At 57.5% G+C, this 13,172-nt stretch carries 13 protein-coding genes; 3 read left to right on the forward strand and 10 right to left on the reverse strand.

Annotated elements, in window-relative coordinates; genetic code table 11:
• Positions 1-71: 71 nt before the first annotated feature.
• From HF945_RS15610 to HF945_RS15645, 8 genes are all read right to left on the reverse strand, one after another.
• Positions 72-356, reverse strand: coding sequence for a hypothetical protein (locus HF945_RS15610; protein ID WP_290523488.1), 285 nt, complete (start codon positions 354-356; stop codon positions 72-74).
• Positions 353-1,609, reverse strand: coding sequence for a DUF445 domain-containing protein (locus HF945_RS15615; RefSeq protein WP_290523489.1), 1,257 nt, complete (start codon positions 1,607-1,609; stop codon positions 353-355). Before HF945_RS15615 ends, HF945_RS15610 begins: the two co-directional genes overlap by 4 nt.
• A gap of 3 nt (positions 1,610-1,612) precedes the next feature.
• A complete protein-coding gene (locus HF945_RS15620) occupies positions 1,613-2,281 on the reverse strand; it encodes a hypothetical protein (RefSeq protein WP_290523490.1) in 669 nt (222 codons plus the stop codon).
• A gap of 138 nt (positions 2,282-2,419) precedes the next feature.
• Positions 2,420-4,291, reverse strand: coding sequence for an MFS transporter (locus HF945_RS15625; protein ID WP_290523491.1), 1,872 nt, complete (start codon positions 4,289-4,291; stop codon positions 2,420-2,422).
• A 181-nt stretch (positions 4,292-4,472) separates the two neighbouring features.
• On the reverse strand, positions 4,473-5,069 hold the full coding sequence (locus HF945_RS15630) for a TetR/AcrR family transcriptional regulator (RefSeq protein ID WP_290523492.1): 597 nt from the start codon (positions 5,067-5,069) through the stop codon (positions 4,473-4,475).
• A 254-nt stretch (positions 5,070-5,323) separates the two neighbouring features.
• Positions 5,324-6,028, reverse strand: a complete 705-nt coding sequence (locus HF945_RS15635; protein ID WP_290523493.1) for a PspA/IM30 family protein — start codon at positions 6,026-6,028, stop codon at positions 5,324-5,326.
• Between the two features lie 70 nt (positions 6,029-6,098).
• Complete coding sequence (locus HF945_RS15640) at positions 6,099-6,371, reverse strand: YiaA/YiaB family inner membrane protein (protein ID WP_246972829.1); 273 nt, start codon at positions 6,369-6,371, stop codon at positions 6,099-6,101.
• A 91-nt stretch (positions 6,372-6,462) separates the two neighbouring features.
• Positions 6,463-7,092 carry an acyltransferase gene (locus tag HF945_RS15645; RefSeq protein WP_290523494.1) on the reverse strand — a complete coding sequence of 210 codons (630 nt, stop codon included), beginning with the start codon at positions 7,090-7,092 and terminating at the stop codon, positions 6,463-6,465.
• Positions 7,093-7,324: 232 nt separating this feature from the next.
• Here HF945_RS15645 and HF945_RS15650 point away from each other — a divergent pair, with 232 nt between their 5' ends.
• Positions 7,325-8,050, forward strand: coding sequence for a DUF4197 domain-containing protein (locus HF945_RS15650; protein WP_290523495.1), 726 nt, complete (start codon positions 7,325-7,327; stop codon positions 8,048-8,050).
• A gap of 156 nt (positions 8,051-8,206) precedes the next feature.
• On the opposite strand, the gene HF945_RS15655 is transcribed toward HF945_RS15650, so the two are convergent.
• Both HF945_RS15655 and HF945_RS15660 read right to left on the reverse strand, forming a co-directional pair.
• Positions 8,207-8,959, reverse strand: a complete 753-nt coding sequence (locus HF945_RS15655; RefSeq protein WP_290523496.1) for a glutamine amidotransferase — start codon at positions 8,957-8,959, stop codon at positions 8,207-8,209.
• 216 nt (positions 8,960-9,175) lie between these two features.
• Complete coding sequence (locus HF945_RS15660) at positions 9,176-9,736, reverse strand: DNA-3-methyladenine glycosylase I (protein WP_290523497.1); 561 nt, start codon at positions 9,734-9,736, stop codon at positions 9,176-9,178.
• A 106-nt stretch (positions 9,737-9,842) separates the two neighbouring features.
• Here HF945_RS15660 and glyQ point away from each other — a divergent pair, with 106 nt between their 5' ends.
• Complete coding sequence (gene glyQ / locus HF945_RS15665) at positions 9,843-10,832, forward strand: glycine--tRNA ligase subunit alpha (protein ID WP_290523498.1); 990 nt, start codon at positions 9,843-9,845, stop codon at positions 10,830-10,832.
• The gene (gene glyS, locus HF945_RS15670) at positions 10,832-12,904 is read left to right on the forward strand and encodes a glycine--tRNA ligase subunit beta (protein ID WP_290523499.1); all 2,073 of its coding nucleotides are present in this window, start codon (positions 10,832-10,834) and stop codon (positions 12,902-12,904) included. Before glyQ ends, glyS begins: the two co-directional genes overlap by 1 nt.
• Positions 12,905-13,172: the final 268 nt, after the last annotated feature.

Below are 13,172 nucleotides of genomic sequence, written 5' to 3' on the forward strand. Positions count from 1 at the left end.
CCTTGTCGATTTATCCAGATTGCTACAATGGCAGCACAATATGCAGGAATTGTGGAAATGTCCGGGTCAGTCTAATGATCACAACGCTGATCGGCTTGTTGCTCATAGAAGCGCTGGTCTTCCGCCCAGAATTCCCTCACTTCATCATTCATCGCCGTGCGCTGATGATAGGCAGCCAGGTTGCGCTGATCATCATAGCGATCACGGCAAGTCTGTTCTTCCCGGTGATCATCGTTATACGGAAAATCTACCTCCGGGGAGCCAGCAGACTGCGCTGATTGCTGCGGTGCGGACAGCACCGTGAGGGTACAGCCGGTGTGCATCAGGATAGCCACCAACAGCACCCCTCGCTTCATGTGATCGGTACCGCAAAGTGCAGCATCACGTGCACCTGCAGTTCACCCACCAGGAAACCCAGCACCGCACCGACAGTAATCAGGATCCACTCATCCTGCTGGAACGCCGGCCTGAGCAGCCCTTCGAATTCCTCTTCGGTAAGCTCCTGCATCTTGTTCACCAGCAGGTTCTTCAGATCCATGGCTTCCTCGGCGTAGGCTTCCATGTGGCTGAGGGTTTCCGGCAGGTGTTCCATGACTTTGTCGGCCACGGTCCGTTTCATTTCCTGATATTTGGTACTGCCTACCGCAAACACCACCAGGGGTTTGGCCAACCCGGCTTGTTCATCCATGGTCCGCTGCACCTGTTTCTGCACCAGACCAAACAGACGATCTGAGAGGGGGCCTTTGAGGATGGCTTCAATCACGGCAGCAGGGGTCACGATTTCACTGGCCACCAGCTCACCGTAACGGGCCGCCACCTGTTTGCGGCGCTTGATGAACAGCCCTTGCCATTCAAACAGCCCCAGATAGCGGGTGGGCTGTTTGGGGTTGAAGATCATTTTCAGGGCCAGCCAGTCTGTAAACCAGCCGGTGAACAGACCGAACAGGGGAATCACCCAGATGTTATGGGTTAGCGCCCATACCACCGCCTGAATAATACCAATAGCGAAACCGAACCAGATGCCCGAGGTACGGATAAACTTGAATTCCACATGGCCCGCTTCCAGAAACACCCGGTTGAGCAGCTCCTTGTCCCGCACCAGCGCATTGATCACCAGATCTTTCAGGTCGAACACCCGGGAAATGTTGGTCTTGATGTCCTCCATGATCAGTTCGACCATGTGTGGCGCTTCATTCTGGATGCGCTGGATGATCATCTTCTTGACCCGCTCCGGCGCAGATTCCCACAGGCCGGGTTGATACTTGGCCGCCACTTCACGGGTAATGTCTTCCACTGAGCGGATCAGCGGGTCACGGATTTCCGCTGCTACCCGGTTGGGATCAAGCCGGTCGAACACATCTTCGGGCTTGAGCAGCCGTTCCATCATCAGGTCGCAGGCGATACTGGCCATGGTCGCGGACTTGCTCGGCACAATGCCTTGCCAGCCGAAAAAGGGCCGAATGCCAACAAACTTCAGAGGCTTGAACATCATCTTGATGGCGACCACCTTGGTGCCATAACCAATGGCCGCCGCCACAAAGGGCATGGACAGGTACAAAAACCAGTTCGCCTGCAGGTCAGCCAGAATCAGATCCAGATCGGTAATCACGACTTATTCCTCTTCCCTGTCCGCTTCGCCATCGGCCACCAGCTGCTGCCAGAGCTGGTGGCCCAGGGGGCTGAAACACACGGATTCACGCTGCGGCTTCAGTTTTGGCCAATGCTGGTGCACCCGTGCCAGTGCCTTGCGGAAATCGCTATCACCTTCCAGCAGTTCATAGTCCGTGCGTTTGCCTTCCTCGAAAGCGGTGGCCATGACCCAGCCCTGCTCGAACAAGCGGTGCAGGTAGTAACCGATCATGTCGTTGCATTGGATACCCGCCGCACGGCCCACATTGGAATGGCGGAGCACCACCTCGCCCCGGGAGAACCGACCACCGCTGCACACCGTCAACAGGGGAAAGGTGCTGCCATCGGAAAGGGCTGCCAGAATACGGGCTTCATCGGCGCACAGGCCGGAGAGGATCTGGCGAACCAGCATGGTCTGAGCCTGTGCCTGGCTCTGCTCCATGGAAACTTCCAGCAACTGCCCCAGGGTCTCCGGCGGCCCGGCCAGTTCGCCGGGGGTATCCAGCGCTTCGAGGCGATCCTTGAGATTCTGCAATACGTCATGCTCGACCCGATGAAGTCGTTCATCGGCCCGTTGCACCGGCGGCAGCTGCAACAGCAGCTGTTGAAGTTTGCTCCGCAAGCCAGCGGGAGAAAGAGTGGATTCCGACACGCAAGGTTCCTGTTGTTATTGTCTTGGGGCGTGTGAACGCCTCTTCATTATTATCGAGTGTGCGGGCTTTTGGCCAATCTGCAAGTTACTATACGTATGGTTTGCGCAACCCGCCGGGCGGAATGACCGTTCAGTTTTTCAGGGCCGCTCACGCATGGCCAGTACCCGGTTTCGCAGATCCTCGGCATTCACGGCCTCCGGTGCTACCGCCTGACCGACGGTCAGTTTCACCCGGGACCAGAATCGTTTGGGCAGCCGGGTCAGGGCAGGCCCGCCCTTGTGACTGAAAAAGCTCCCCCACAGGCCGGACAGGGCCATGGGGATCACCGGCACCGGTGTTTCCCCAATGATCTTCTCTACGCCGGCACGGAATTCATCCACTTCACCGTCTTTTGTCAGCTTGCCTTCCGGGAAGATACACACCACCTCGCCGGCTTCCAGCTCTTCACGGATACGTACAAATGCCCGTTCGTAGATCTGCGGGTTACGGCTTTTCGAATCAATGGGAATGGTTTTGCCGGTACGGAAGATGTAGTTGAGAACGGGCATGTCATAGATCGGCTTGAACATGACAAAGCGTACCGGACGACGAATGGCACCGCCCAGCAGAAGGGCGTCCACATAGCTAACGTGGTTGCATACCAGTACACAGGGTCCATCATCGGGAATGTTGTCCATGCCCTGGTGCTTCACCCGGTACATGGTGTGGGTAAGCATCCAGATCAGTAGCCGGATCAGGAATTCCGGCACTACAGTATAGATGTAGGTCGCCACCACCACGTTGGCGATGGCCAGCGCCAGGAAGAATTCCGGTACGGTGAATTCCAGCATACCGATAAAGACGATGCCTGCAGCAGCAGACAACACCATCAACAGGGCATTGAGGATATTGTTGGCGGCGATGATCCGGGCCAGGTGGTGTGGGTTGGAACGGTGCTGGATAAAGGCAAACAAAGGGACGATGTAGAAGCCACCGAACACACCGATACCCAGTAGGTCCATCAGTACCCGATACCCCCCTGCCTGTTGCAGGAAACCGGCAATATCCACCTGGCCATTGCCGGCCAGACCCGCATAGGAAAAGAACAGATCAATCCCGAACAGGCTCAGACCAATGGAGCCCAGTGGCACCAGCCCCAGCTCCACACGCTTGCCGGACAGCTTTTCACACAAGAAGGATCCAAGGCCAATGCCGATGGAAAAGGTACCCAGCAGCAAGGCGTAGAGTCCGTCGGTACCGAACAGATAATCGTCCACATAGACTTTCAGCTGCGTGGTATACGCCGCGCCCAGAAACCAGAACCATGAGATGCCGAGTACGCACATCCACACCGACTTCACTTCCCGGGCATAGCCGAGGATGTGCCAGGTTTCCTTGAACAGGTTCCAGTTCAGTTTCACGCCGCTGTCCGCCGCCGGGGCATGGGGAATCCCCCGTGCAGCCAGATAGCCCAGTAACGCAAGACCAATCACTGATACGAAAACCACACCGTCACCCACGCCGTCCATCTTCAGTAACACGCCGGAAATGGAACCCAGCAGGATCGCCAGGAAGGTGCCCATCTCCACCAACGCATTGCCGGACACCAGTTCCCGGTCATCAAGATGCTGGGGGATGATGGAGTATTTGATCGGTCCAAAAAAGGTGGATTGCAGCCCCATGCAGAACAGCACGGCCAGCAGAAAGTATACCGCATCGAAATAGAACCCGATGGCGGCCGCTACCATGATGCAAATTTCCACGAACTTGATCTTGCGAACCAGAAAGGCTTTGTCGTACTTGTCGGCCACCTGGCCAGCAAGCGCAGAAAACAGGAAGAAGGGCACGATGAACAATGCCAGCGCCACATTATTCAGCGTATTCACACTCACCGAGGTAACCACCCCGGAGGCAATCAGCAGAATCAGCGCCTGACGGAACACGTTATCGTTGAAGGCCCCGAGAAACTGGGTAAAAAAGAACGGCCCGAAACGACGCGATGCCAGCAGTGAGAACAACCCTTTTTTCATTTTCTCGCCTTTATTATTTGTCGCGGCCAGAGTAGCAAGCTACAAGCTACAAGCTACAACGCGAACCACTTCCTTTGATAACGGTATTGTTTATCGCCGCGTCCCGGGCAACAGCGCGGAGTCCCGAGCTTTAATATTCAGCCCAACTGTCCCCGTGTTGCAGCTTGAAGCTTGAAGCTGGTCACTTCCCTGACCAGCTATTCAGATAATGCTGCAACAACGATTCCATCATCGCCTGCTCATCCACATCCCCAGCCACCACCAGTTTGTCATCCGCAGCCAGCATGGCAATGCCGTGCACACTGCCCCATAAGGTACGGGCGGCCAGGTGAATCTGCTCCGGTGCCTGGTGTTTGGCCAGTTCGGCCATGCGGCTTTCCACCCTGGCAAATAATTCCGCGGTCTTTTCCAGGTACCACGACGGTACCTGGGCCCCGTTCTGCATCTGGTGCATGAACACCATCTTCCAAAGGGCGGTCTGCTCACGGGCCATGGCCACATAGACCTGCGCCATATGATGAAGTTGTTGGCGGGGGGAAGGCGCCGGCGTCTCGTTCATGTCACCCAGCAGCTGGGTCAGGGTGTCTGCGTTTGCCTGGAGAATCAGATCGTCCAGATTGCTGAACACATGGTAAAGCATGCCGGCGGTATAGCCGATACGGTCGGCCACCTTGCGCACACTGAGCTTCTCCAGCCCCTGCTCGGCCACCAGATCCCGCACTGCCTGAATGGCCAGGCCCTGCAGCTCTTCCCGACTATGTTGGTTACGACGTGCCACAAAGAATTCCTGTTATCGATTATCCGGAGAAGCTTCGACGGTGGTGCGATGGAAGCAGTTGAAAGTTCAAAGTTTAAAGTTGAAAAGCGCGGTCTGGGTATATGGGTTTCGGACCTCTGTGGCCGCGCCCTTACCGGCAATCGCGGGCAGGGCCTGCCAATTCGATTCCACGCCTGTCGCGTTTGAACTTTAAACTTTGAACTTTCAACTGCTTTTACCGCGCCCCGAACGACGCTCCCACAAACTGGATACGTCTACGCTTTTGCTTCGCGCAACCCCGCCAGAATCTCTTCCGCCCGGCGGGTCTGGCTGTCGCCGATACCGGCTTCTGCCATCCGCTGATCCAGACTGTCGCCCCCGGATGCGCTCATGTCCGCCCCCAGCTGCACCTCACTTTGCCACAACAGCCGGCATTCTTCCTGCCGTTGCTGAATCTGCTGCAGGGTCTGCTGGCTATCGCACAACCGTTGGGCCAGACCTTGCTGTTGCTGGTTGCGCTGTCGTGAATCGCCGAACAGGGCTTCCTGGGTCCGCGCCATGGATTGCTCCTGGCGCAGGCTTTTCAGGGTATCTGCCGCCTGTTTGATAAAGCGCTGGAATTCGGTTTTCTGTTGTTCCAGTGTCACGCCCTGCTGGGCAAGGCGGTTCTGCTGTTGCTCCAGATCCGCCAGACGCTTGCCGATATCCAGCGCCAGGGAGTCATTATCTGCAGCCAGCGCCTGCCGTGCGCCATCTTCATAGTGGTGGACCTGCTTCACCAGCTCGCCAGCACGGCGCTGATTCAACTTCTCCTCCGCCATCAGCCTGGCCAGTTGTCGGCGAGCATCCCGCAAAGACTGCTCGGTTTCATACAACTGCTGATCCAGCAGCAACATGTCGTTGGCATTAACGATCTGCTCAACACTCACGCGAGCCTGCCCGCGCATCAGGGTTTTCATTTTGGTCCATGCAGTAGCCATGTTTTTTCTCCTTTTTGAAAGGTCTGACGTCTGAGCGGTTTTCCTCGTCAGGCGTCAGGCATCCGGCGTTCTAATCCGTATATTCCTTCAGCAAGCGTTCGGTCTTGGCGTCGCTGATACGGTTGATCAGCCGCCGTGCCTCGTGGTCATCGCGCAGGGTCTTGGCCAGGGTGATGGTGGAGCCGACCACAAACATGATGCCCATCACCAGATAGCCCTTGATCCACAAGTCGGTGGGCAACCAGACAATGCCCAGCACCATCAAGCCCAGACTGATGGCAAACGCGGCCTTCACGTAGAACAGCCAACCGCTGGAGTGACGTTGGATTGCGCTCTCATCCATGGGATACCCTCTTTTTATTTAACAGTGTTTAATTGATGAACTCAGTGGAGCACACCTTTTAAACAGCGTTCAACAAAGAGAATGTTACGGCTTATGTCACAGACTGTTCAGGAGCGCCCGGGCGGCGACCGATGGGGCGGGCCGGGTTGCCGGCCACAATGGTCCATGGCGGGACATCCCGGGTGACCACGGCGCCCATACCCACCACCGCATGATCGCCGATGGTCACACCATCCACGATGCCGGCGCGGGCGCCAATCCATACATCCTGGCCAATCTGGATCCCCCGGGACGTCACCGGCTGCTCACGGACCGGCCGATCCGCAGCCATGCCATGATTGAAGGCATACAGGGTGCAATAGGCTGCGATTCGCGTGTCGTCGCCCACGTGAATCCCGGCGGCACCGCCATCCAGGCTCACATGGTGGTTGATACTGACCCTGCTACCCAGACTGACTGGGCCATGAATAACGCAATCTGCTGCAATCTGGCTGCCATCTCCCACGAAAATGTTGCGACCAGGCTCAGCAAGCAACACTGCCTGAGGTGCCAAAAAGCAGTCCTCGCCAAACTGCACGGTCTCCAGAGCCATCAGCCGCTGCTGTATCGCCGCCTGCCAGGGCTCCGCCCAGGCGCGGTGCTTCGGCTTCAGGCGGGCATAGAGCCAGGGCATATAGGCAAGCCGTTGTTTGTGCTGTTCGCGGTAATCGTCTTCGGTCATGGAGAGCGAGTTTAAAGTTGAAAGTTCAAAGTTGAAAAGCGCGAGCCAGGTCATTGGGCTCTGAAAGTCCATGCCCGCGCAACTCACAGACCAGGAATCGCGGCCAGAAACGTTTCATTGCCTATAAGGCCTCGTCCGCGTTTCAACTTTGAACTTTACACTTTCAACTCAAGAAGTGTTTAGCAGCCCCTTGCTATGCAGTAGCATGAACATCCAAAACAAGGAGAACGCTGTGAAGAAATTGCTGTCGATTGTCCCCCTTTCTTTGGGCCTTGTGCTGGCTGGTTGTCAGAACATGGACGCGGTCATGCCCTGGGTGAATATGGGCAATGACATGGCCAAGAGTGCCGGCTACAACACCGACGAAAAACTGGCAGCCGGTATCAAGGCGGCGCTGATCAAGGGTACCGATGCAGCCGCGGCCCAGCTGTCACAGGAAGGGGCCATGAACCTGAAGTTGCCTGAAGCGGCTGCGCCAGTGACCAACACCCTGCGCCAGTTCGGACTGGGCAGCTATGTGGATCAGGTGGAAACCGCCATGAACCGGGGTGCCGAAAAAGCCGTTGTCGCTGGTGCACCGGTGTTCAAGAATGCCATCAATGCCATGAGCGTGGATGATGCGCTGGGCATCATTCAGGGGGGAGATACCGCTGCTACCAACTACTTCCGCGGCGAAACAGAAGACAGCCTGCGTCAGCGCTTCCAGCCCATCGTGGAAGAAAACCTGCGCAAGACCGGTTTCTATGACCAGTACCAGACTTTCCTTGCTGCCTACGATAAGTTACCACTCACTGACAAGCCCAACCTGGATCTTGAGAGCTACGTTATCGACAACAGCATGGACCAGCTTTACACCCGCATCGGTGAGCAGGAAACCCTGATCCGTCAGAACCCCATGCAACAGGGTAGCGCCCTGATCGGCGCGGTGTTCGGCTCAAACACCCAGCCGGCGGAATAAGAAGCAAGCTTCAAGCTACACGCTGCAACACGGGAATGTTCCTCGTCTTCCAAAATGCTCTCGCCGCGCACCTCGTCCGGGTGCGCGGGCAAGGCGATCTGATTCATCACGATACCTGCCGCGTTGTAGCTTGAAACTTGTAGCTTGCTGCTGCTCTCAAGCCACCTGCGGCAGGATCAACTTCGCAAAGCTCGCCAGAATACTGCTGGCGTCCTCGCATTCGCGCACATCCTGAAGGTAGGTATCCACTTGCTGCTGACTAAGACTGTCGCCGCTGAGCGTCTGAAGATAGGCTCGCATTACATCGGCACTGAATTCCGGGTGGAACTGCACCCCCCAGACACACTCACCATAGCGGAACGCCAGGCAGGCATCGTGCACGTTACTGGCCAGCACGGCGGCACCCGGCGGCGGAGTAAGTACTGACTGTTTATGCACCACTTGTGCCCACGGATGATTCTCCATGGCACTTAACAGGGCGTCCTGGTGTCCCGCCCGGGTTAATCGTAGCGGCACAGTGCCCACTTCGATGCCCCTGGGGTTATCGGCCACTTCTCCGCCCAGGGCCTGGGCCAGTAACTGGTGACCAAAACACAGCCCCAGTATGGGCAGGCCGGGGCGATGCTGGATAGCCCGATACAGCCAGTGAATAACGGTATTCATCCAGCCTTCATGATCGGTCACCATGGCGTGGGAGCCCGTAATAACGACCCCCGACAGCGCACTCACATCCGGTAATGCTTCTCCTTGCCAGGCATTGATAACCCATACCGGCACCGCGCTGCCCAACCCCTTGCTGATCCACTCTTCAAAATCGCCATAATGATTGCGGATATTCGGGTAGGTGGACCCGGTCTTGATGATGGCGATGGGTTTGCTGTTATTCATCACGTTGCACCCTTCAGACATCCTGTCTCTTGTTGTCACTCTCCCAAGAGATACTGAGCAAGGGGTGTACCAACTTTTGAGGGACAAGCTTCAAGCCTCAAGCTACAACGCGAATTCATGTACGTTTTTAATCTGAACCGCCCACACCGCGCCCTCAGTTTTCAGCGCGGAGTCACTTTCCCGCAGATACACACAGGCGGCGCCCCGTGTTGCAGCTTGAAGCTTGTAGCTTGTTTTTCAGATGAGTTCCCGGTGCCTGGGACAACTGACAAGGTGATCGTTAACCATGCCCACCGCCTGCATGAAGGCGTAGACGATGGTGGGGCCGACAAACTTGAAGCCACGCTTTTTCAGGGACTTGCTCATGGCCTCGGCCTGCGGGGTAGCAACAGGTACCTCTTTCATGCTGGCAAAATGATTGATCTGCGGCTTTCCATCCACGAAACCCCAGAGATATTCGGCGAAACCGCGCCCTTCTTCCTGTAAATCCAGGTAAGCACGGGCATTGCCTATGGTCGCACGCACCTTCAAGCGGTTACGGATAATCCCCGGATCAGCCAGTAGTTCCGCCACCTTGGCCTCGTCATAGCGGACAATCTTTTCCGCATCAAAGCCGTCGAATACCTCCCGGTATCGCTCTCGCTTGCGCAGCACGGTAATCCAGCTCAGGCCGGCCTGGGCCCCTTCCAGATTCAGGCATTCGAACAGGGCACGATCATCGTATTCCGGCACCCCCCACTCATGGTCGTGGTAGTGCTGGTACAACGGGTCCTCTCCACACCAGGGGCAGCGTTCCATGGCCTGACCTTCCTTATCCGCGTCGGGTGAGCCCGTACGGTATCACCGGCCCTTCCGGCCCGGTATACTTGGCGCGGCTTTTTTGCGGCAAACAACAGGATTCATCATGGCGGAACAACCGCAGACGGACATCATGACGTTTCAGGGCCTGATTCTGGCCCTTCAGCAGTACTGGGCAGAGCAGGGGTGCGTGGTCGTGCAGCCTCTGGACATGGAAGTGGGCGCGGGCACCTTTCACCCCTCCACCTTTCTGCGTGCCATCGGCCCGGAGAACTGGAACAGCGCTTATGTGCAGCCTTCCCGTCGTCCCACCGACGGCCGCTACGGGGAAAACCCCAACCGGCTGCAGCATTACTACCAGTTCCAGGTGGTCCTGAAGCCGTCGCCGGACAATATCCAGGAGCTCTATCTGGGGTCCCTGCGCATGCTGGGCTTTGACCCGCTGGTCCATGATATCCGTTTTGTGGAAGACAACTGGGAATCGCCCACCCTGGGCGCCTGGGGTCTGGGCTGGGAAGTCTGGCTCAACGGCATGGAAGTCACCCAGTTCACCTACTTCCAGCAGGTGGGCGGTATCGACTGCTACCCGGTTACTGGCGAGATCACCTACGGTCTCGAGCGTCTGGCCATGTACATTCAAGGCGTGGACTCGGTCTACGATCTGGTCTGGTCCGATGGCCCCTTCGGCAAGGTGACCTACGGCGATGTGTTCCTGCAGAACGAAGTGGAAATGTCCACCTTCAACTTCGAGCACGCCAACGTGGAAGAACTGTTCAAGCAGTTCGATCTGTTCGAGTCCGAGTCCACCAAGCTGATCGAGGTCGGCCTGCCGCTGCCCGCCTATGAATACGTGCTGAAGGCCTCCCATACCTTCAACCTGCTGGATGCCCGCAAGGCCATCTCCGTCACTGAACGCCAGCGCTTTATCCTCCGTGTGCGCACCCTGGCCCGGGCCGTGGCCCAGGCCTACTTTGATGCGCGCCGCAAGCTGGGCTTCCCCATGGCGGATGACACCATTCGTGACGAGGTCATGGCCGAGCTGCAAAAGCAGGATGAGAAAGCCGCCAAAAAGGCGAACAAGAAGGGGGAGAAATAATGTCCCGGGATTTGCTGATTGAACTGGGCACCGAAGAGCTGCCCCCGAAAGCGCTGCCCAACCTGAGCGCGGCGCTCACCGAAGAATTTGTCCGCCTGCTGGATGAAGCCGGTCTGAATCACGGTGATGTGGAAAGCTTCGCCGCGCCTCGTCGTCTTGCGGTGCTGGTACGTGATCTGGATGACAAACAGGCCGACCGCGATATCGAGCGTCAGGGTCCGGCTGTCCAGGCCGCGTTCGACAAGGACGGCAACCCCACCAAGGCCGCCCAGGGCTTTGCCGCATCCCTGGGCCTGACCGTGGACCAGCTGGGTCGTCAGGACACCGGCAAGGGCGAGCGTCTGGTGGCAAAGATCACCGAGCAGGGCAAACCCACCGTAGAGCTGGTTCCCGAGTTTTTCGCCCAGGCTATCCAGAAGTTGCCTATTCCCAAGCGCATGCGCTGGGGCAAGCGCAAGGTACAGTTCGTGCGTCCGGCCCACTGGCTGGTGGCCCTGTTTGGCGATGATGTGATTCCCTTCGAATTGCTGGATCTGCAATCCGGGCGTACCAGCTATGGCCATCGTTTCCACGCACCGGGTGCCATCGAACTGGCCAGCGCCGGTGAATACCTGGCACGAATGGAGAACGACGGTCACGTGATCGCCGACTTCAATCGTCGCAAGGCCATGATCGAAGAGCAGGCCATTGCCGCGGGCAAGCAGGCTGGCGGCACCGCGCAAATTGATCCCGACCTGCTCAACGAAGTCACCGCTCTGGTGGAGTGGCCGGAAGCCCTCACTGGCAGCTTCGACAACGATTTCCTGCGTGTTCCCCAGGAAGCGCTGATCAGTGCCATGGAAGAACACCAGAAGTACTTCTCGGTGCTGGATGGCAACGGCAAGCTGATGCCCAAATTCATCACCATTAGCAACATCCAGTCCAAGGATGCGCAGCAGGTGATCGCCGGTAACGAGAAGGTGATTCGCCCGCGTCTGGCCGATGCTGCCTTCTTCTACGACAACGATTGCAAGAAGACCCTGGCCCAGCACGGCGAAGGTCTGGCCAATGTGGTTTTCCAACAGCAGCTGGGCACCGTGGCCGACAAGTGCCAGCGCATTGGCGCCCTGGCTGCCGTGATCGCCGAACAGATCGGTGGCGATGCCGCCCAAGCCAAACTGGCCGGCGAGTTGAGCAAGGCCGATCTGAACAGCGAGATGGTCTACGAGTTCGATACCATGCAGGGCATCATGGGCTACTACCTTGCCCAGCGTGAAGAGCAGCCGGAAGAAGTGGCCAAGGCCCTCTACGAGCAGTATCTGCCGCGCTTTGCCGGCGACACCCTGCCACAGAGCAAGACCGGCATGGCGGTTTCCCTGGCCGACAAGATCGATACTCTGGTGGGCATCTTTGGCATCGGCCAGAAGCCCAGCGGCACCAAGGATCCCTATGCTCTGCGTCGGGCCACCCTCGGTATCCTGCGTATCATCATCGAGAACGGTCTGGCTGTAGACCTGCGCGACCTGCTTGATCAGGCCGTCCAACAACTGGGCGAGCGCATCGACGCTGGCCAGGTAGATGAAGCCTTCGACTTCATCAAGGGTCGTTACCGCGCCATGTACCAGGAGCAGGGTATTGCCACCCCGGTGATCCTGTCGGTACTGGCTATTGATGACGCCTGCCGCAAGCCACTGGATTTCGATCGCCGCGTGAAAGCGGTAGCCGAGTTCCAGCAACGCGAAGAAGCCGCCGCCCTGGCTGCCGCCAACAAGCGGGTATCCAACATTCTTGCCAAGCTGGAAGGGGATGCACCGGAAGAGATTGATGGCGCCCTGCTGGAAGACGAGGCCGAACAGACCCTCACCAACCTGGTGGTGGCCAGCTACGAGCAATCCGAACCGCTGCTGGAGCAGGGCGATTACCAGGGCGTACTGGAGATGCTGGCCGAACTACGTGAGCCGGTGGATGCCTTCTTCGACACCGTCATGGTCATGGCCGACGACGAAGCCGTGCGCAATAACCGCCTGGCTATCCTGGCGTTCCTGCGCGACCTGTTCCTGAACGTGGCGGACATCAGTCTGTTGCAGGAATAAGAGACGCTGCACGCATCAGGCAACACGCAAAAACCTGGGCCGCAGTTTACTGCGGCCTTTGTATATACACTTCGCTGCTTACGCTCCTTTCACCGCCGTAGGAGCCAGCCTGCTGGCGAAGTGGTATGAGTTTAAAGTTGAAAGTTCAAAGTTGAAACGCGCGGGGAAGGTGGTAAGGCTCTAAACCTCTCTGCCCGCGCCATTACCGGTGAACGCGGGCAGGACATTCCCTTTCACGATGACGTTAGACGCGTTTCAACTTTGAACT

Source organism: Alcanivorax sp., assembly GCF_017794965.1.
In the GTDB taxonomy this organism is placed as follows: domain Bacteria; phylum Pseudomonadota; class Gammaproteobacteria; order Pseudomonadales; family Alcanivoracaceae; genus Alcanivorax.